Raw genomic sequence first — 19,212 nt, 5'->3', positions numbered from 1 at the left:
ATAAGCCCTGTACGCAGTGGTTGATTTTTGCTCAGGGGGTTAAGGGGCGTCATCCGCCATTTTGCCTTTGGCGCTGTTGGTTGGTGTTTGAAGGAAAACGGAGCGTTAGTCAGAAAAGCTATTACGACGCCGTCTCATAGGAAACCTTGCCAACTCTTTTGATATGCTCAATCAGCTCTGGAACCACAAAAAAACCCGCTCCGACGTTTAGTATTCACTAAGAGTCGCGCGGGTTTTTTAATGCAGTTTAAAGCGAGTCAGTGATACTGATTAACCTTCAAAGCGCTGCATAATCAGGGTGGCGTTGGTGCCGCCAAAACCGAAGCTGTTGGACATGACTCGGTTCAGAGTTACGCCTTCACGCAGTTCTGTCACGATATCCAGGCCCTGTGCCTGTTCATCCAGCTCTTCTACGTTAGCCGATGCAGTGATGAAATCATTTTTCATCATCAGCAGGCTGTAGATCGCTTCCTGAACACCGGTGGCACCCAGAGAGTGGCCGGTCAGTGATTTGGTGGAGCTCATCGCAGGGCTGTTGTCTCCAAAGACGGCTTTAACCGCTTTCAGCTCGGCTACGTCACCCACAGGCGTTGATGTGCCGTGAGTGTTAATGTAGTCAACATCCCCTTCAACGGTAGACATCGCCAGTTCCATGCAGCGTTGCGCACCTTCACCAGAAGGAGCCACCATATCGTAGCCGTCAGAGGTTGCGCCATAGCCAACCACCTCTGCGTAGATCTTGGCACCACGGGCTTTAGCATGTTCCAGCTCTTCCAGAACCAGCATACCGCCGCCGCCAGCGATAACAAAACCATCACGGTTCGCATCGTAAGCACGGGAAGCCTTTTCAGGTGTCTCGTTATATTTAGTGGACAGCGCGCCCATGGCATCAAATAAACAGCTGAGCGTCCAGTGTTCCTCTTCACCGCCACCGGCGAAAATAACGTCCTGTTTCCCCAGCTGAATCTGCTCTACACCGGCCCCTATACAGTGGGCACTGGTCGCACATGCTGAGGAAATAGAGTAGTTAACACCCTTGATCTTGAATGGCGTTGCCAGACAAGCAGATACAGTACTGCCCATGGTGCGTGTAACACGGTAAGGACCAACGCGGCGTAAGCCTTTTTCACGCAGAATATCTGCAGCTTCTACCTGATCTGCAGATGATGCACCACCGGAGCCTGCGATCAGGCCGGTACGTACGTTGGAGACCTGGTCTTCACTCAGGCCTGAGTCGGCGATAGCCTGCTGCATGGAGAGGTATGCGTAGCCCGCAGCATCACCCATAAAGCGTTTCAGCTTACGGTCGATCATCTCGTCGAGATTGATATCCACAGAGCCGGAAACATGGCTGCGGAAACCGCGATCGCGATACTCTTCGTTGAATTTAATACCAGAGCGACCCTGACGTAGGGACTCAAGCACGGAGGCAACGTCATTACCCAGGCAGGATACAATGCCCATTCCGGTTACAACTACACGTCTCATGGTTAGCCCTCTGTCTTAGAAGTTATCTGTTGAAGTAAACAGACCCACACGCAGATCTTTTGCGGTGTAAATCTCACGACCATCAACTGATACCGAGCCATCAGCGATACCCAGGCAAAGTTTGCGGGAGATAACGCGCTTAATCGTGATCTTGTAGGTCACCAGCTTAGCCGTTGGCAGAATCTGGCCTGTGAATTTAACTTCACCACTGCCAAGGGCTCGACCTTTGCCAGGGTTGCCCAACCAGCCCAGGTGGAAGCCTACCAGCTGCCACATAGCATCAAGTCCAAGACAACCAGGCATTACCGGGTCACCCGGGAAATGGCAGTCGAAGAACCAAAGATCAGGTGTGATATCCAGTTCGGCGATAATCTCGCCTTTACCGTGTTCGCCGCCATCTTCAGTAATACTGACGATACGGTCCAACATAAGCATATTAGGTGCAGGCAGCTGAGCATTGCCCGGACCAAATAGCTCCCCTTGGCTGCATTGCAGCAACTCTTCACGGCTATAAGAATTTTGCTTGGTCACAGAAAAAATCCAGTGGTTATTATTCGATTTCTGTCAGAAATAGTCGCGCATAGTCTAAAACGTGTGGGGGTATATTGCACGTTTACCCCGTCAATAAATAGTGTTTGCCCGAGTGACAGCATGATTGGAGTATAGAAAAAAGCGCTAAAGAGCGATAGTCCAGAGGGTTAGCGGCTTGTTTTACTCTCCATTACAGCAGCGTGCTATTCCTGCTGAGAGGCTGAAGTAATCGGATGTCACGGGAAAATGAACGTCCACCCTTGTCATGAGTATAGGCAATATCGGCCTTTCATGGCGGCACTTTGCCTATGAAGCCGAAGATTCCGACTTCACCGCTTTAAACGCCGCCATCATTCTTTCCTTACCCTCTTTAAGATCGGCCACCGGATTCGGATAGCCCTGCACATAACCTTTCGGTTGGATGCGCTGTTTTGCGGGTAACTTTGCCAGCTCCGGCACAAAGCGGGCGATAAACTCTCCTTGCGCATCAAAGCGTTCCGCCTGACGGTAGGGGCTTAACAGCCGAAAGTATGGCACGGCATCGGTGCCGGTGGATGCGGCCCACTGCCAGCCGCCGTTATTTGACGCCAGATCCGCATCCACCAGATGCTGCATAAACCAGCGCTCTCCCTCATGCCAATCAATCAGCAGGTACTTACTCAGGAAAACGGCAGTCAGCATCCTCAGCCGGTTGTGCATCCAGCCGGTTTCTTTCAGCTGGCGCATCGCGGCATCCACCAGTGGAAAGCCGGTTTTGCCTTCCTGCCAGCGTTGCAGATCGTCAGGAGCGTTGCGCCATTGGATATTGGACGTTTCTTTTTTAAAAGGCTGATTGCGGCTCAGTTCCGGATACAAAACCAGCAGATGACGATAAAAATCCCGCCAGAGAAGCTCTCCCTGCCAGGTGCTGGCCGATTCTGCAGCAGCGGGGTCACTCAGGCGTATCTGCTCTGCAGCCTGCCAGCAACTTTTAACAGAGAGCTTACCCGCTGCCAGCATGGGTGACAGCAGACTGGTGCCTTTGGCATCGGCCGGAAAATCACGCTGAGTTTTATAGCGATTGATCGGCTGCCCGCAGAACAGCTCCAGCTGATGAAAAGCCTCTTTTTCGGTGGCCGGCCAGCGCTGTTGAATCGGATCGTCTGAATAGTTTTGGGGCTGAAAAATCACCAGGTCCGGCTGATCCAATGATAGTGAATCGATTTTTAGCTGCAGACTCTGTTGTGGGTCAGATATCACAGGCGCAGGAGCTGGGAAGGTTTGCACCGGTTGCTGGGCGATCATCTGTTGCGCCTGTTTACGGAACGGCGTGTAGACCCGATAGGGGGTGCCATCATTTTTCAGCACGCTGCCCAGTGGCAGAAGGCTCTGGTCATGAAACAGCTGGCAATGGATACCTGCGGGTTCCGCCTGAGCAATCAGTTGCTGGTCCCGTTGACGCTCATTCAGTTCCGGTTCTTCGTTGGCGAAAATCTGATGGCAGTTCAGCCGCTGGCACAGTTGGAGCAGTGCCGGAATTTGTCCGGCAAAGGTTGCCACATCCTGACAGATCAGAGGGATATGCAGCGCCTCAAGCTCCTCTTTGAGGTCCAGCAGGCAGCGTTCGGTATAACGTATCCGGTTTTGTCCCCAGTTATGGGACTGCCATTGCTCAAGGGGGCGCAGAAAACAGGCGATAACGTCTGTTCCCTCCTGCTGAGCCTGCTGACAGGCGGTAAAGAGCGCGGGATTATCATGAACTCTCAGATCGGATCGGAACCACACCAGTTGTGCCATATCGCTTCCTTTTTTGTCTCTGATTCTGTCTCTACCGGTTCAATGCAGGCGTTTTTGATGCTGACAGCATCAGAACTCCTGTCGCTTTTCGTTCAGTAGCTCCGGCCAGTCTTCAGCGATCTGCCAGCCGCACTCGGTAAAAATATCCGGCTGAATCCTGGCCAGAGGGCCAGCCAGCCAGCAGGGTGGGTTCATCGTCTTAAGCTGCTGCTGCTCACTCTGCTTCAGTGGTGCGGTTTTCTCATTGCCCAGCAGTAAAACGCCACTCAGGGGTTGCTGCTGTTCAATCAGGTGCAGTAGCGACCATCCCGGTAACCCATCCATCAGCAGCACGGGAATATTCAGATCGGTACACATCAGTGCTGCCAGCCAGAGTTCAAACTTAGGGGACTGCGTTGGCAGGTGGCTGATCAGCAGACGTTTCTGCTCTTTAGCCTGTAGATTACGATGCATCAGACGTGCACCGACAAGGTTGCGAAGATAGCTGTCCAACTGTAACTGCACCAGTTGACGGCGCTCGCCCTCGGGTTCGGCGGCCAGAGTGGCCAGCAGTGGCTGCCAGAAAAAACGCATCAGCAGAGCTGCGGGATAGATGGCACTTACCTGATTCAGTGTCTGGTCAAAGCGGATGATATTGCCCTGATGTAACGCCGCCATGGATTCATCCAATACCGGTTGCCAATCCGGCTCAGGGTTGGCCGACGGTATTGTCGGGCTTGATCCCTGGGCAGCGGCTTCCCGTTCGGTCAATGGTGGTAACAGCTTAGCGACCTGCCCCACAGAAACCCCTCGGCCCAGCCATTGCTGAATCTGCTCGATACGTTCGATATCAAACTCTGAGTAGAGTCGGTGTCCCTTGTGGGTACGCTGAGGTTTGATCAGGCCGTAACGACGTTCCCAGGCGCGGAGCGTGACTGAGTTGACGCCAGTGCGCTCAGAAACTTCCCGGATAGGTAGCCAGCGATCTTCCGTTCGGGCAACTTCTGTTGAACTGAAGGGATGGAGTGTATGGGGTTGGCTCATGATATTCCTGCTGATTCGCTTAAGTAGTTTGTATTACACGCCGTCAATGGCCAGGTCTTCCGGGTAAGGGTATAGATAGCGATAGTTACCGGCATATTCGCAACCATGTACCTCAAAAAGATGACGCATCAGTACCAGAGGCGCTATCAGCGGGATCATACCGGTGCGGTAATTATCAAGGGTCTGACGCAGATTCTGGCGTTCTGAGCTGGTCAGCTTCTCTTTCAGGTAGCCTTGCAGGTGCATCAGGGTGTTGGTGTGATTTTCACGGGTGGCCGGTTCTTTCAGAATCGCCATAAATTTAGGCAGATATTCTTTGGCCTTCTGCTCGGCGCTGGCTTTATCTACACCGGCCAGCCATTTGCCCAGATCCCGATAAGCCTGCTGGTTGTGGGCCATTAGCAGGGGTTTGTATTGGGTGTGAAAATCGAGCAGTGCTTTGGGTGTCATACCCGCTTCTTCCAGCGCCAGCCAAGTGTTGTAGGCGTAAACACGGGTCAGAAAGCTCTCCCGCAACTGAGGATCGGTCAGGCGCCCGCTTTCCTCAACCGGTAGCTCGGGATAGGTGCGCATTAATGTTTCAGCAAAGATACCACCCTGGGATATATCTGACCGGTTGCCATTTTCACGATATACCTTAACGCGGGCCATGCCACAGCTAGGTGACTTGCCCAGCAGAACATAGCCACTCAGGCCCGTCAGCTGACTAACAGTGCGTTCGCTGAACTGGGTTAGCTGCTCGGTATAGTCATCATCACTCTTAGTACCCCGTACTCGTATTTCATCCTGCATGCTGACCAGCCGGATCGGTTCCCGGGGGATGCTCATACCTGCTCCCACTTCAGGGCAGGTTGGTATAAAGGTGAAGTGTTTTGCCAGAACATCTGTGCAGTAGCGAGCGTGTTTGTGTCCGCCATCAAAACGAACCTGTTCTCCCAGCAGGCACTGGCTGATGCCGATGCGAATTTCCCGATCCGGAAAAAATGATGTTTGTGATGCTGTGGTGGCATTTTTCATAGCAGCAGACCTCTGTCAGACACTGGCTTACGTTAATGGGTAGTGCATCAGGTTTTCTATGACTATAAGTATAGGTAGTAACCTGTTGGTGTCTGCTAATAATTGTACAAAAAAAACAATTTGTACAATTATTTTTTATCGAAGAAATTGAGATCAGCTGCAATCGAAGTTAGGGCCTCGGTCATTTTGGGGTGAAATCCCACCGGGTCATGCAGCGTAAAAGTAAGGTGTTGGAAGCGTTTATTCAGTTCATGAATCTGCCTGGGAACATCCTGTCTGAGGTGGCGGCCTGCGGAAAAAAACAGTGGCAGAATTTCAATATCAATCATCTGATCCGCAGACTGTTCATTGGCAATATCCTCAAGGGAAGGCCCGCAAAGCTCCATAAATCCTAGTCTTACCGGGTGTGGCTGGTTAGCTGCAATACTGTCGGCCATCTCCCTGAAGGGTTTCTGCCAGGCGGGGTCGCTACTGCCATGGGCCAGAAGTACAAGCAGTGTCTGGCGGTCGTTATTCTCAAGTGATGTCGGGGCGGTTGCGGACATAGCGGAAGCCTTTTTAGCGAGTGTTATCTAAGGGGTCTGATCCGAAAGCGTGTCTCAGGGGTATACTTGTACAAGATCAAAAAAATTATACAAATTTATCAGTTTTAAATCATACTCAATGTAGTGTGATTGACTGGCAGGAGGCGTACCAGATGAACATTATGCTTACAGGTGGCACAGGTTTTATTGGTAAGGCTCTTTGCCATCGTCTTTTGGATGAAGGGCATGTGCTTTACGTTGTCAGTCGCTGGCCGGATCAAGTGAATTCTATTATTGGGCGTCCGGTGAATGCAGCTTCTGATCCTTTGCAGTGGCTGGGCCAGCCCATTGATGTAATGATCAACTTGGCGGGTGCTCCTATCGCTGATGCTCGCTGGAGCGACGCCCGAAAAGACGAGCTGTTGCAAAGCCGTCTACGACCAACCCGCCAGCTGGTACGTTTTGCTGAAGAGGCAGGTCATAAGCCCAAAGTGCTGATCAGTGGCTCTGCCATCGGGTTCTATGGGGCTCACGGTGATGATGAGGTTACTGAACTATCTGCGGCCCATGATGAGTTTGCCCATCGCCTGTGTGTCGAGTGGGAAACTGAGGCACTGGCAGCAGAGCAGAGTGGTGTAAGGGTTTGTTTGTTAAGAACAGGTCTGGTTCTGGGGCCGGATGGCGGTATGTTAGACCGCTTGCTGACACCCTTTAAGCTGGGGCTCGGAGGGCGCTTAGGCTCCGGTCAGCACTATATGCCCTGGATTCACAGAGAGGACCTGGTCAATATCATTCTTTTTCTGATTCAAAGAGATGATATGAGTGGTGCTTTTAATGGTGCAGCGCCAACTCCGGTACGTAATGCGACCTTTAGCCGTATTCTGGCAGGGGTTCTGAAGCGCCCTATGCTGATGCCGGTTCCTGCTTGGCTGCTAAAGCTGGCGCTGGGGGAGCTATCACAGATGCTGCTGACGGGGGCTAAAGTCGTCCCCTATCGATTAGAAAAGGCTGGTTTTGTATTTCAGTATCCTACTGTCAGGCCCGCACTTGCGCAGATTTTAGAGCGATAGCGTCAGGGAGACACGAGAAATATTTTCAAAGCGGTTTAGTTTGTTATTATGGCAGGTATTAACGGAAAGGTGAGCTGGTGTTTTATCCCTTGTATTCAGGGGCATCTATTTTGATAGATGACTTATTCCCTCAGGAATAGCTCACTTCGATAGCAGCTTGTAATGGCATTTTAGGGGCGTTTTGGATGTCAGAAGAGAACAACGAATATGAACTGAACCAGACCGATGAGTATGTCAATCATCTGGCTGATGTCCAAGATACTCACCCTGCGACAGCCTCCGAAGATATCCTGAATGAACATGGTGTTCTGCTGTTGAAAAAAGGGGCAGTGATCAATCAGAAGGTTGCGGGTCACCTGGTTCAACATAAGCTCAAAAAAGAACTTGATCAGTCTATCAGTGTTGCAAACCCTCTTACCGTTTATGACATTTTAAATCAGATTCTGGAGTTGGTTGAGAGTGAGTCAGAACTCAACTTGCTGCATCAGCACTTTGAATTTGAAGTAACTCTCCGGCAACTTCTTTTTGTTAAGCCGATACCCGCTCAGATTCTGCAACGCCTGACAGTGATGCAGGAAGTGATGCCGGATCTCTATAAGCGAAGCTTGTTCTGTGCCTGGATGGCTCCGCTATTGGCAAAGATACAGGATTTACCACACCAGAGTTACTTCTCTGCTTTTGCTGCAGGCCTGAGCCATGATATTGGTTTGCTGCATATACCCGTAGAGGCCGCGACTAAACAGGAAGGTTTGACTTACCAGCAATGGCGCGCCCTTAAAACGCATCCGATTGTGGCTCGTATCATTTTGGAAGGGCGCAAAATTTATGATGAAGATGTGTTGAGTGCTGTTGCAGATCATCAGGAGCGTTGTGACCGGTCAGGTTATCCTGCACAAAAGCCTGCAAAAGAGATTAACTGGGCAGCACCACTGGTTGGGCTGGCTGATCAGCTATTTGATATTTTTTATGATAAAGAGCGTACCAGCAGGACAATTCTGACCTGGAATGCCTATCTTGAAGTCAATATGAGCACTTTTGGTGTGCGTAATGTTGAAGCCTTGCTTGCAGTGCTGAAAGAGCCAAAAATTTCTTCCCATGTTAATAAAGCGTTACCTGAAGTTAATGTCGGAAGTGTTTCCCGCCAGAACGATCAGGTACACCAGCTCTTTGAGATGGCTGTTGAGCTTTTTGATATTGCGTCTGACTACCCTTGTTCACGTATCGCCAGGGGTGTTTCCGAGTGTATTACCCAGTTGCGCTGGGTGCGTGATTCCGCAGGTATGGGGTCCGAGCATCTGTCGGAATGGCTTGGTTGGGGAGAGAAAAATAAAGACCAGATCGATCAGGTTGAGATGTCTGAAATCTCGGAACTATTAACTTGTTTGCTCTGGCGCTTCCGTCACCTTTGGCGACTGGCGGTTGAACTCTCCTGGAATGACAAGCTTCCCGCTGAAGATAAAGCCAAGATTGAGGCGCTCTATAAGAAGATGCAGCCACTACTGCCTCGCCCTGGCCTTATTGATCCGGAAGCACCTGAGCCTGAAGAGCAGACTGCAGCCATGGCGAATGAGTGATACGTTAACACGGATAAGCTGAAAGCCTCTTGCTGGAGGCTTTATTGCTTTTCTTTCATCTTTTCCCATCACTGTTTTTTCTCCTCTTTAGCAATCTTTTTTCAAGCCATTCAAGCCCAAAATAGATACATGCGATTACGGCAAAGGCGCTTAGAGTTCCTAAATGTACTGGTACTTGGCTGATCGAATCGATTATTTCTCCCTAATCCTATCTGTAAAATAGAGCGTTATTTTGTATAACAAATGAGCAGAATTGCTCTAGAAATTTGCAGCCGTAATCGGTACGTTTTTTTACAATTTAACCGCCATAAGCCCTCTTGACGTATAACAGACTTGTGTTTTCTTAAAAAGGAAACCAGTTTTTGTCAGGAGTTTTATTGTGGTTGAGCGAATTTTTTATAGTGACGTAGATGTTTTAGAACCTCTTTTTAAAGAGGCTTATGGTGATTGTGTATTCAGTCGGGCAGCCGCAACGCAGAATATAGACCAGCCTTTTAACCCCAGCCAGGTTACGTTCGCTTTGAAGGAAGGTGAGGACTATATCGGTTTTATTAATATCTGGTTAGATAGCGACTGGTATGAAATCGATGAATACCCACAGTTTCATATGACAGCCCGCCTTAACTGTATCTTTATTACTGAGGCGTATAGAAGTTTGACTTCTTTAAAGCGATTCGTAGATGAAGCTGTCAGCTCTTTAACGGAACACTATCTTTTCCCAATGGAGTGGTATCGGTGTTCTCCTGATCCGGTATTTGCTGAAGATGAAGATGCACCAGATCCATGCAGAGCTCTGATTCTTAACTTAGATGCAGAGCTTCACAGTGCTGAGCAGGAGTCTTTATTCAATACCTTCAGGGATTCTTTGTCCTACGCAATGCATCAGTTGTGTGAAAAAAGCCCGGTATTTCTCTTTGAACCAAGAAGCGTATTTGTTGAGCACAATATCAATTACCACTTTTAGGCATAAAAAAAGAGCCGTAGGGGTTAAACCCTGCGGCTCTTTTTTATCTCTGATTGGTGACGTTATGCCGTCACAATCACCCGGATACCTTCGATATTCACCCGCGCTTTTTCCAGCGCATCGGCCACAGCAAGATACTCCATCTCCAGTGCTTTGACTTCGATATCACGGATCGATGGGTTTACCTCGCGCAGGGCTTTCATGCGCTGCACCTCAGGGTACAGCAGAGACTGCATCTTCAGCTGTGCCTCTTCGATCACCGTTGGCAGAATGTCATTGGCGCGGCTGTCCGCGGTATCCACCAGTTCGCGTATCTGTTCCTGGCGTAGTTTCACAACTTCCCGCGCGGTGGCTTTTTTCAGTCTATCCAGTTTTGGGCTCAGACCCTCAAAGCTGACTTTTTTGCCCAGATCATTGCCACGCTCATCCAGCAGGAAGCGCATAGTGGTTGGTGGCAGGTAACGGCCGATCTGCAGATGTTTTGGTGCGGCGCAGTGAATGGCTGCGATCACTTCTAACAGCAGTGTACCTTCCGGCAGCGCCTTGGTTTTGAAGATGCTGACGGCGTTATTGCCGAGACTGCCTGAAACAACCTGCTCCTGTAGGGCTTGTACAAACGGGTGTTCCCAGCTAAAGAACTGCAGGTCTTCACGGTGCAGGGCATAGTCGCGACTGGTGGTCATGGAGAAGCCATCTTCGTTGTCGAGCCCCGGCAGATCCGAGTTAAGCATGTGTTCACCTGGTGTCAGATGCCAGCTGAACTCGCCGGTCTCTTCGCTGTTAACACCAAAGATATCCAGCGCATTTTCCAGCCAGGTATTCAGTGCTTCCGGTTCATCCTGAGCTTCAATGGCATTGACCAGTTCCTGTGCGTCCTGCGGACGACAGGCGTTACGCTCCAGTGGGCGATCACGGCCCGCCTGCATGGCGGCATTCAGTTCCTGACGACGTTGTGCGGTGGCTTCAGTGAGTTGCTCAAGGCGTTCAGCATCCTGGCTGATGATGGCATCAGAAACTGCTTCGCCAAACTCGGCAAAGAGTGCAGAAGCTGCAGGACAGGGTGCGGTAAAGGCGTTAAGACCTCTGTCGTACCACTCCAGAAGATCCTGCTGACCGGATTCTTCAAAGTAGGGCACATGGATCTGAATATCGTGCTGCTGACCGATACGGTCGAGGCGGCCGATACGCTGTTCCAGAAGATCCGGGTTCGGCGGCAGATCAAACAGCACAAGGTGACGGGCAAACTGAAAGTTACGGCCTTCACTGCCAATTTCCGAACAGATCAGTACCGGAGGGCCGGACTCATGATCGGCAAACCAGGCGGCGGCACGGTCACGCTCCAGAATGCTCAGGCCTTCGTGGAAGGCTGGTGCGTGCAGGCCGGTGGCCTCTTTCAGTGCTTCAGACAGAGCCAGGGCGCTGGCGGCTCTATGGCAGATCAACAGCGTTTTCTCGTCGTCGTGATTGTGCAGATGTTCGAGAAGCCATTGGAAACGGCTGTCATCTTTAGCCCAGTTATCGGTTACTAAGGCATCTTCGATGTACTGTTCCGGGCTCAGGTGGGCCTGCAATTCAGAAGAAGACATCTGAGTCTCATAGGCTTCCGGTAGCTCCAGTGGGTGGCTCTGTAGTTGGCGCTGCTTAAAGCCGGTGACCGTGTCACGGGTGTTGCGGAATAAAACGCGCCCGGTGCCGTGACGGTCCAGGAGTTGCCCCTGTAACTGGGTGCAGGCGGAATCGATCTGCTCCAGATCCGCTTCATCGTTTTCAATCAGCTCAATCAGTGCCTGAGCGTCCGACTCTGGCAGCAGGTCACGGAGCTGAGCGATAACCGTCTGGGTGGCCGGTTCACCATCGGCGATCTCTTCTAAGGCTTCAACCGCTTCAGCAATGGGCTGGTACTGGCCTTCTTCCTGCTCGAACTGCTCAAAACTTGAGTAACGCTCCGGGTCTAACAGGCGAAGGCGGGCAAAGTGGCTGGCTTTTCCCAGCTGCTCTGGCGTTGCCGTCAGCAGAAGCAGGCCAGAGGTGTCTTCTGCTAGCTGCTCGATGCACTGATAGGCCTGACTCGGAGCCTCCGGGTGCCACTCAAGGTGGTGAGCTTCATCGACAACAAGAGTGTCCCACTGGGCGGCAACAGCCTGCTCCTGAAGCTCGGGGTGGTCCGTCAGTAGTTCCAGGCTGCAGATCACCAGTTGCGCCTGTTCAAAGGCGTTCTGACCGGGGTACTGGGCACACCGCTCGTAATCAAACAGGCTGAACTGCAGATTAAAACGGCGAAGCATTTCTACCAGCCACTGGTTTTGCAGAGACTCCGGCACCACAATCAGAATGCGCTGGGCGTTTCCGGTGAGCCACTGGCGATGCAGAATGAGTCCCGCTTCTACGGTCTTACCCAAGCCTACTTCATCAGCCAGCAAAACCCGGGGAGCGTAACGACTTCCAACACTATGGGCGATATAGAGCTGGCGAGGGATAAGTGCCATTCGGGCACCGGATAAGCCCTGAATGGCGGCACGGCTTTGCTTATCACTGTGCAGTAAGGTGCGGTAACGCAAGTTAAACCAGTCATTACGATCGATCTGGCCGGTCAGCAGGCGGTCTTTTGCTTTCTGCAGGCTGAGGTGATTGTTCAGGTGCGTCTCAGGCACTTCTTTCTCATTGCCCTGGGCGTCGAGGCAGATATAAACCAGCAGACCGTCTTCTTCCAGTGCGGTAGCAACGATAAAACGCTCACCTTCATGGCTTTCGATCTGGTCACCACTGGAGAAAGACACCCGGGTGAGCGGAGCTGAACGGGTGGCATATACGCGGGTCTCTCCCGAAGCAGGAAACAGCACGGTTACGCTTCGCATATCGCAGGTCAGAATGGTTCCTAATCCTAAGTCGCTTTCGGCGTCACTGATCCATCGTTGTCCGGGAATGTAGGGCAGCATGTATACCTCTTTAACGTGGGTAATAAGTTAGCAAATAAGAAAGTGGTGTCGCTTTCCGGGGTGCCCCTTCAGCTGATAAATGACTGAAGTGGCCTGGCCGGGAAAAAAGGGCGCTATGTTAACGGATTTATTGCCGTATCCCCAGTGCTTTCAAGCATAGATCATGGGAAGAGGTGAGCAGGGAATTACGGCTCTTCTGGCAGGATTGCTTTTGTCATCTCTCTCAGGCGAGCGTGATTGACCTCTCCTGTGTGGCTATCCATCAGCTGTCCATCCCTGTAGGCCAGTGTTATTGGCAGGCCAACGCCCTGAATCGCTTGTATCAGGCTTTGACTGGGGTCGAGAAGTATTATCTGCTCCGGTATAACGCTATCACTGTTTTCAATAAAGCGCCGTACCATCTGAGGTGACTCCCCTTGGTTTACCAGCCAGAGCTTTACTTCAGGGTAGTCCTTTGCAAATTTAACCAGGGATGGCATCTCCCGGCGACAAGGGCCACACCAGCTCGCCCAGATGTTCAGGATCACGGCACCTTGCTGTTCCGGAAGAAAGATGGGTCTGGTGTAAGGACTATCCTGGTGAAGCGCTGTCAGAGTGAGTTCGGGGATTTTCTGCTGCTTATTACTGCTGATAGGGTCAAGAGCAGAAAGGGTAAACCAGGCCAGAGTGCAACCTGTCAGCCAGGTAAGACTGATCAGAAGCCATTTAGGCGAGCGGAAAAACCAGAAACTAACCGCAACTGCTGCGATCAGGGCTGCTGTGATAGAGTAGCCGGGCTGCCAGAAATAAAGGACAGAGATCAGGTCATGACGATAGCTATCAAAGTGCTGAACAGCATATGTCAATCGGCCCAGAATTAAGCCAAACCAAAAGCTGTTTTGAGCCCAATGACTGAAACTGAAGGTGCTGTCAGGCCATTTTTTTACCTTCAGCCATTGCAGTAGTTCTGCTCCGATAAAAAAGAGAACCACGGAAGTGATCAGGTAGATCACTTTGGCTGATAGCATAAAAGGGCCGAGTGAAACAGCATCCATGGTGTGGGTCCTTTATGGTTCAACGAAAACGGAATAACTCCGGGTCTGTCTGAGGTTGTTCCGGTAGTCCTGTTATGTGGGAAAAATCCCCCAGCTTTGGCATACCACTGCGAACCTTCAGTTCACCGTTCTCATCCGCCCAGACCAGCCCGGGTGTTCCCTGAATCCCAAAACGTTGCATCAGCTTCATATTGCTTTGCAGCTGGCGGCGGGACGTTTCTTTTAATGCTGCTGTTGGCTGCTGCTCTGTATTGAACAGGCGCATACTTTCTGTCAGTTCGTCCTCCGGGTTCCGGCTTTGCAGAATAGCGGCTGCTTTATCCCGGCTTTCCGGGTTCAGGAAGGCGACCGGAATCCAACGGATCTCAACCCCTTTATCTATATAAGGCTGAAAGGCTTTCCATGCGAGATGGCAAAAAGGGCAGTTGGGATCAAAAAACGCGTAGATAACACGCTTGGCTTCAATGGCTTGTTCAATTGCAGGTTCCGCTCCGGACTCTGCATGGGTGCTAGTGCTTTCGCTGTTCGGGTTGGCATCAACCGGTGCTGTGGCTGAATCGGGAAGATTAAGCTCTTTTGGCGCTCCAACACTGATATAAGTTGCTTCTTCCAGCAACGCAATATCAGGCTTTGGGAAGTATTGTTGGGCATAACGTTCAGATAGGTTCTGGCCCGCTTCATTGATCAGGGCGCCAGAGATCAGTGTGCGCTGGTCTGGTGTGGTATAAACCAGAGTAAACTGACCATCAAGGGAGAGTACCCAGCCTGTCAGGCCGGATTCCGCATTAAACTGGCTTTCCAGCACCAATCCCTGCTCAAGAGCCCGGGAGATAGGTAAGGGCAGACTTACCATGCTTTCGCTGCCTTTGGCGGCTAAGTCTGATGATGGATTCTTTTCTGACGTACTTGATGTTGATACGGTCGCTATCTGGGTTGCAGGTGCTTCGTTGCCGGTCTGGTGCGTGTTCAGGCTGGCCTGAGCCGTGTGAAGACCTGCTCCGAAAAGAGCCAGTGAGAATGCAACAGCGAAAGATCTTGTTCTTAGCATTTGGCCGCCATATTGTTTGAATTTGAAATAATAGGTGTAAATCTGAAACGATCCCAGACGCATTGTAAACGATCCTGCTTCAGAACGCAGTTCAGGCTATGGGTTCCTTAACTGGGGTGAAAATCTCCACTAACCACAGGTAAAACGCTATGAATGACGGCTTGCGACTGATGGCTGTGGCCAGTCAGTTGGTTGGTTTTATAATCATTTTCCTGCTACGAACCTATGACGTTGCCATTTTTTGGCAGGGGACCGTTCTGGGGCTTATGTTGTGTTCAGCATTACTAATATGGCTTTTTCGCCGTTATGCACGTAATAAAAAACTATTAGACCGACACCGGTAGTTTGAATCTTGTTTATCCCTGCGGGCCAGAGTTGGCAAGGTCTGATGCTGGCGCTATAGTCAAATAAAAAGTAAAAAGCTCAGGCGCAGACGAACCTTGGCTGCGACCGGAGCATCAGACAATACAGGGGCATAAAAGGAATTTACGGCCCCATGCAGGAGATAAACATGAGTAACGATCATCTGGTAATTTTTGATACCACCTTACGGGACGGTGAACAGAGTCCCGGCGCATCCATGACCAAAGATGAGAAGGTGCGTATCGCCAAACATCTGGAAAAGATGAAAGTAGATGTGATTGAGGCGGGTTTTGCTATCGCCAGCCCTGGGGATTTTGACGCGGTTAAGGCGGTTGCTGATAGTGTGAAAGACAGTACCGTCTGTAGTCTGTCCCGCGCTTTGGATGCCGATATTGAGCGGGCGGCGGAAGCCCTGGCGGGTGCCAATTCCGGGCGTATTCACACCTTTATTGCCACCTCACCAATTCACATGCAGTACAAACTGCAGATGCAGCCGGAACAGGTGATTGAGCAGGCGGTCCGGGCGGTGAAAAAAGCCCGCAGCCTGATCTCTGATGTTGAGTTTTCCTGTGAGGATGCCGGTCGTTCAGAGATCGATTTCCTCTGCCGCATTATTGAAGCGGCTATCGATGCTGGCGCTACCACGATCAATATTCCGGATACAGTAGGTTATGCGATACCGGATCAGTTTGCAGAGACTATTCGTCAGCTGTTAAACCGTATACCCAATGCAGACAAAGCGATCTTCTCAGTGCATTGCCATAATGACCTGGGGCTGGCGGTGGCGAACTCCCTGGCCGCGGTTCAGGCCGGTGCCCGTCAGGTGGAATGCACCATCAATGGTCTTGGTGAGCGGGCCGGTAATGCTTCATTGGAAGAGGTTGTGATGGGCATCCGGACTCGCCCTGATATCTTCACGGTGCAAACCCGGATCGAACCGCTGCATATTGTACCCACCTCCCGGCTGGTTTCCACGGTGACCGGCTTTCCGGTGCAGCCGAACAAGGCGATTGTGGGGAAAAATGCCTTCGCCCATGAGTCCGGTATTCATCAGGATGGTGTACTCAAACATCGCGAAACCTACGAGATCATGAAGGCTCAGGATGTAGGATGGAACACCAACGCTATTGTGCTGGGCAAGCACTCCGGTCGGAACGCGTTCCGTTCCCGCCTGACGGATCTGGGTATCAGCTTTGATTCGGAAGCGGAGCTGAACCACGCCTTTGCCCTGTTTAAGCAGTTGGCAGATAAAAAACATGAGATCTACGATGAGGACCTGCAGGCCCTGGTCAGTGATAGTCGTGTGACCAATGCGGTTGAGCGCTACCGCCTGGAAACTCTTGAGGTGCAGTCTAAAACCGGTGAGACGCCTTTGGCGAAAGTGGTGTTGAGTGTTGATGGTCAGGAAGTAGCCGCTGAATCGGAAGGCAGTGGCCCTGTGGATGCAACCTTCAAGGCGATTGAGAAGATTGTAAACAGCGATACCGTGCTGGAGCTGTACTCAGTGAATGCGATCACTAGTGGTACTGACTCTCAGGGAGAGGTTACGGTGCGTTTGGATAAAGCTGGACGTCTGGTGACCGGTCTGGGTGCCGATACCGATATTGTTATCGCTTCGGCAAAAGCCTATGTTCACGCTTTGAATGCACTGGTCAGTCAGGTTGAACGCAAGCACCCGCAAGGGGCTGCAGTCTGATTGAATCCACTGGATTTTAATTCTTGGATATACAATATCGGCTGTGAGATATTCAATGCCGGTTCTTAGATATTCAATGAAGAGGGCGACAGGTATAATGCCTGTCGCTTTTTTGTTGTTTCTGGCCGAAATCTTTTCCGGCTGCGGGCCGCTGCTTTAATAAAGCTTACAGGTCTTCAACGCTTATTCATTATGTTTCATAGGATGTTATCGCCCCGTGCTGAATGAAAACCAACGGCTCGATTATCTTCACCAGCTGGGAGTTGTCAGCTGGATGCCCCGGCAGCCTCTGTCCGGCGCTCGGCCGTCTGCGTATTTCTATCATGAAGTGCCTAAGCAAACCTCGCCTCTGGATCGTTTGCGACCCGGGAAAGAGATTTCGCCAGAATCGATGCCTTCCGCCCGCTCTATGGATTCAGCCTCAACTGGTATTCCGTCTGCGGTCAGTGTGCCTTCCCGGAATAAAGCGGAGCCACCCGTTATTCAGGTCGGCACCCATGGGGAGGCGGATGCACCGGCTCAGCCTGACAGGCAGAATACCGCGTCAGGAAAAGCTGGATCGCAGGACCCTATGGATGCGCTGGCAGCACCTGCAGGCAAGGTTAACCGGGTGCCTGAACGACTCCAGTTGGTTTTTATCCGGCAACAGGGTGATCGTCCGTTGATTGTCAGCCATTTTGGTGAGCATGGTGATTCTGAACAACTGTTTCTGCCTTTTGCTCAGTCCATACTGCATCTGGTGGGCTTTAAGGAGTCTGTGGTGAGCCTGCCTTTTGTTTGGCCTTTGGCAGGAATGCCTGCGGTTTGCCGTGAGCAGGAGTTTGTTCAGGTGTTTCAGGCGCTGGTTAAGGGGGCACGATTGGGCTGTAAGCCTAACCAGGAGTGCTGGTGGTTTGGTGATCTGCCGGAACTGATCGCTGAAAGCGAAGGCTTACTGAATATTACACTGCATCATCCAATGAGCCTGACCGATGTGATGAGGCAGGCGGACGGGAAGCGCCAGTTACTATATCGCTTGTTGGAGCGCAAACACCAGAGAGATCAGGTATGAAGAAAATTCGTGAGGTCGGCATTCTGGAGTTGGATGCGGTCATGCCGATAGAGCGGGCTGCGCACCTGACCCCATGGACCCGTCTGATGTTTGAGCTTGGACTCCAGCGGGGTGATACTTTACTGGGGGTTTTTATTCAGGATCGTTTGGTTGGGTATGCGATGTTGCAGAAAATTGCTGATGAATGGCACTTGCATAATATTGCGGTGCAGGACTCTCTTCAGGGACAAGGTATTGGTGCTTTCTTACTTGAAGCCGTAATGGATCAGGCTCGGGAGCAAAATCTGGCACTGATTCTTCTGGAGGTAAGAGAGAGCAACGTATCTGCTTTGCATTTGTACCGTAAGTTGGGATTTACCGAAGATGGCGTGCGTAAGGATTATTACGCCGTGCCAGGTGAGGGGCGGGAGAATGCTATTCTGATGTCCTGTGACCTGACCTAAAAACAGGGCAGGTCTCAGCATTTTTTATCCGGTACAAAAAACCGGCTGAATGACGCGACCTTCAATGATGGGAACCCAACTATTGAGAGGTATGTTAAAAGCCGGTTTTTATCTTTTCAGATCTGTTTAAGATCAGAAATTGTTATTACTGCTAAAGCCGTTGCTCTGCTCCGGCTCCTCTGTTGCCTCCGAAAAATCCTGTTCAAAGGCTTGATTAGCCAGAGTCTCATCTTCCAGGCTTTCTTCTGAATCGCTTTCAGCAGCAAGCCCAGATACTTCTTCAGTGGTATCAGGTGCAGTACCGTCAATCAGATCAAATTTACCCAGCAGTTCTGCCAAACGACCCTCCCAGGCATCCTTTTCTGAGATCAGAGCTGTATTTTCTTCCTTGAGCTGTTCAATTTCCAGTTTCAGATCTTCGATAGTGCTTACCGCAGACTGAACACGTTTTTCTAATTCGTTTAGCAGATCCAGACTCATATCTAACACTCCTAAGTGCTTAGTGTGAATAATATTTTATTCACAATGCGCGTTGGTACTTTTTATAACTACGATGCTTCCTGCAACCTTAATACTGACTGCAGTCAGATGACAGTGTACCGTTGAATAATATTAGGCAACTGCCTCTATTATAGGAGCAAGTATCCGGTGGAAAAAGCAGGTTTTAACACCGG

General features: G+C 50.9%; 16 protein-coding genes. 6 read left to right on the top strand and 10 right to left on the bottom strand.

Features of this window, described 5'->3' with window-relative positions; translation table 11 throughout:
• Window positions 1-270 precede the first annotated feature (270 nt).
• From fabB to BTA35_RS09285, 6 genes are all read right to left on the bottom strand, one after another.
• Complete coding sequence (gene fabB / locus BTA35_RS09310; protein ID WP_078319539.1) at window positions 271-1,488, bottom strand: beta-ketoacyl-ACP synthase I; 1,218 nt, start codon at window positions 1,486-1,488, stop codon at window positions 271-273.
• A 15-nt stretch (window positions 1,489-1,503) separates the two neighbouring features.
• Window positions 1,504-2,019 carry a 3-hydroxyacyl-[acyl-carrier-protein] dehydratase FabA gene (gene fabA / locus BTA35_RS09305; protein ID WP_078319538.1) on the bottom strand — a complete coding sequence of 172 codons (516 nt, stop codon included), beginning with the start codon at window positions 2,017-2,019 and terminating at the stop codon, window positions 1,504-1,506.
• Between the two features lie 306 nt (window positions 2,020-2,325).
• The gene (locus BTA35_RS09300; protein WP_078319537.1) at window positions 2,326-3,795 is read right to left on the bottom strand and encodes a cryptochrome/photolyase family protein; all 1,470 of its coding nucleotides are present in this window, start codon (window positions 3,793-3,795) and stop codon (window positions 2,326-2,328) included.
• 69 nt (window positions 3,796-3,864) lie between these two features.
• Window positions 3,865-4,818 carry a MerR family transcriptional regulator gene (locus tag BTA35_RS09295; protein WP_078319536.1) on the bottom strand — a complete coding sequence of 318 codons (954 nt, stop codon included), beginning with the start codon at window positions 4,816-4,818 and terminating at the stop codon, window positions 3,865-3,867.
• Between the two features lie 33 nt (window positions 4,819-4,851).
• The gene (locus BTA35_RS09290) at window positions 4,852-5,835 is read right to left on the bottom strand and encodes a YbgA family protein (RefSeq protein WP_078319535.1); all 984 of its coding nucleotides are present in this window, start codon (window positions 5,833-5,835) and stop codon (window positions 4,852-4,854) included.
• Between the two features lie 128 nt (window positions 5,836-5,963).
• Entirely contained in the window at window positions 5,964-6,380 is a 417-nt protein-coding gene (locus BTA35_RS09285) for a sirohydrochlorin chelatase (protein ID WP_078319534.1), read from the bottom strand.
• 152 nt (window positions 6,381-6,532) lie between these two features.
• On the opposite strand from BTA35_RS09285, the gene BTA35_RS09280 reads away from it, so the two are divergent.
• The 3 genes from BTA35_RS09280 (at window position 6,533) to BTA35_RS09270 (ending at window position 9,967) form a co-directional block, all read left to right on the top strand.
• Window positions 6,533-7,429 carry a TIGR01777 family oxidoreductase gene (locus tag BTA35_RS09280; RefSeq protein ID WP_078319533.1) on the top strand — a complete coding sequence of 299 codons (897 nt, stop codon included), beginning with the start codon at window positions 6,533-6,535 and terminating at the stop codon, window positions 7,427-7,429.
• Window positions 7,430-7,614: 185 nt separating this feature from the next.
• Window positions 7,615-9,003, top strand: coding sequence for an HD-GYP domain-containing protein (locus BTA35_RS09275; protein WP_078319532.1), 1,389 nt, complete (start codon window positions 7,615-7,617; stop codon window positions 9,001-9,003).
• A 379-nt stretch (window positions 9,004-9,382) separates the two neighbouring features.
• Entirely contained in the window at window positions 9,383-9,967 is a 585-nt protein-coding gene (locus BTA35_RS09270; RefSeq protein WP_078319531.1) for a hypothetical protein, read from the top strand.
• A 62-nt stretch (window positions 9,968-10,029) separates the two neighbouring features.
• Here the strand turns inward: BTA35_RS09270 and rapA are convergent, their stop codons facing one another.
• From rapA to BTA35_RS09255, 3 genes are all read right to left on the bottom strand, one after another.
• A complete protein-coding gene (gene rapA / locus BTA35_RS09265; RefSeq protein WP_078319530.1) occupies window positions 10,030-12,903 on the bottom strand; it encodes an RNA polymerase-associated protein RapA in 2,874 nt (957 codons plus the stop codon).
• A 185-nt stretch (window positions 12,904-13,088) separates the two neighbouring features.
• The gene (locus BTA35_RS09260) at window positions 13,089-13,937 is read right to left on the bottom strand and encodes a TlpA disulfide reductase family protein (protein ID WP_078319529.1); all 849 of its coding nucleotides are present in this window, start codon (window positions 13,935-13,937) and stop codon (window positions 13,089-13,091) included.
• Between the two features lie 19 nt (window positions 13,938-13,956).
• Window positions 13,957-14,985, bottom strand: coding sequence for a thioredoxin fold domain-containing protein (locus BTA35_RS09255; protein ID WP_160054969.1), 1,029 nt, complete (start codon window positions 14,983-14,985; stop codon window positions 13,957-13,959).
• A 511-nt stretch (window positions 14,986-15,496) separates the two neighbouring features.
• Between BTA35_RS09255 and BTA35_RS09245 the strand changes: the two genes are divergently transcribed.
• The 3 genes from BTA35_RS09245 (at window position 15,497) to rimI (ending at window position 18,538) form a co-directional block, all read left to right on the top strand.
• Window positions 15,497-17,044, top strand: coding sequence for a 2-isopropylmalate synthase (locus BTA35_RS09245; RefSeq protein WP_078319526.1), 1,548 nt, complete (start codon window positions 15,497-15,499; stop codon window positions 17,042-17,044).
• Between the two features lie 217 nt (window positions 17,045-17,261).
• Window positions 17,262-18,095, top strand: coding sequence for a hypothetical protein (locus BTA35_RS09240; RefSeq protein ID WP_078319525.1), 834 nt, complete (start codon window positions 17,262-17,264; stop codon window positions 18,093-18,095).
• On the top strand, window positions 18,092-18,538 hold the full coding sequence (gene rimI / locus BTA35_RS09235) for a ribosomal protein S18-alanine N-acetyltransferase (RefSeq protein WP_078319524.1): 447 nt from the start codon (window positions 18,092-18,094) through the stop codon (window positions 18,536-18,538). Before BTA35_RS09240 ends, rimI begins: the two co-directional genes overlap by 4 nt.
• A gap of 132 nt (window positions 18,539-18,670) precedes the next feature.
• On the opposite strand, the gene BTA35_RS09230 is transcribed toward rimI, so the two are convergent.
• The gene (locus tag BTA35_RS09230) at window positions 18,671-19,018 is read right to left on the bottom strand and encodes a cell division protein ZapB (RefSeq protein ID WP_078319523.1); all 348 of its coding nucleotides are present in this window, start codon (window positions 19,016-19,018) and stop codon (window positions 18,671-18,673) included.
• Window positions 19,019-19,212: the final 194 nt, after the last annotated feature.

It is taken from the genome of Oceanospirillum linum (genome assembly GCF_001995095.2).
Lineage (GTDB): Bacteria > Pseudomonadota > Gammaproteobacteria > Pseudomonadales > Halomonadaceae > Oceanospirillum > Oceanospirillum linum.
Note: the sequence above shows the minus strand (reverse complement) of the source record. Positions and strands in the feature narration are given on the sequence as shown.

What these genes read in the sequence shown, in the direction of transcription:
- fabB (WP_078319539.1), bottom strand. Translation starts at nt 1,488, where the DNA reads ATGAGACGTGTAGTTGTAACCGGAATGGGCATTGTATCCTGCCTGGGT.
- BTA35_RS09300 (WP_078319537.1), bottom strand. Translation starts at nt 3,795, where the DNA reads ATGGCACAACTGGTGTGGTTCCGATCCGATCTGAGAGTTCATGATAAT.
- BTA35_RS09295 (WP_078319536.1), bottom strand. Translation starts at nt 4,818, where the DNA reads ATGAGCCAACCCCATACACTCCATCCCTTCAGTTCAACAGAAGTTGCC.
- BTA35_RS09290 (WP_078319535.1), bottom strand. Translation starts at nt 5,835, where the DNA reads ATGAAAAATGCCACCACAGCATCACAAACATCATTTTTTCCGGATCGG.
- BTA35_RS09285 (WP_078319534.1), bottom strand. Translation starts at nt 6,380, where the DNA reads ATGTCCGCAACCGCCCCGACATCACTTGAGAATAACGACCGCCAGACA.
- BTA35_RS09280 (WP_078319533.1), top strand. Translation starts at nt 6,533, where the DNA reads ATGAACATTATGCTTACAGGTGGCACAGGTTTTATTGGTAAGGCTCTT.
- BTA35_RS09275 (WP_078319532.1), top strand. Translation starts at nt 7,615, where the DNA reads ATGTCAGAAGAGAACAACGAATATGAACTGAACCAGACCGATGAGTAT.
- rapA (WP_078319530.1), bottom strand. Translation starts at nt 12,903, where the DNA reads ATGCTGCCCTACATTCCCGGACAACGATGGATCAGTGACGCCGAAAGC.
- BTA35_RS09260 (WP_078319529.1), bottom strand. Translation starts at nt 13,937, where the DNA reads ATGGATGCTGTTTCACTCGGCCCTTTTATGCTATCAGCCAAAGTGATC.
- BTA35_RS09255 (WP_160054969.1), bottom strand. Translation starts at nt 14,985, where the DNA reads ATGCTAAGAACAAGATCTTTCGCTGTTGCATTCTCACTGGCTCTTTTC.
- BTA35_RS09245 (WP_078319526.1), top strand. Translation starts at nt 15,497, where the DNA reads ATGAGTAACGATCATCTGGTAATTTTTGATACCACCTTACGGGACGGT.
- rimI (WP_078319524.1), top strand. Translation starts at nt 18,092, where the DNA reads ATGAAGAAAATTCGTGAGGTCGGCATTCTGGAGTTGGATGCGGTCATG.
- BTA35_RS09230 (WP_078319523.1), bottom strand. Translation starts at nt 19,018, where the DNA reads ATGAGTCTGGATCTGCTAAACGAATTAGAAAAACGTGTTCAGTCTGCG.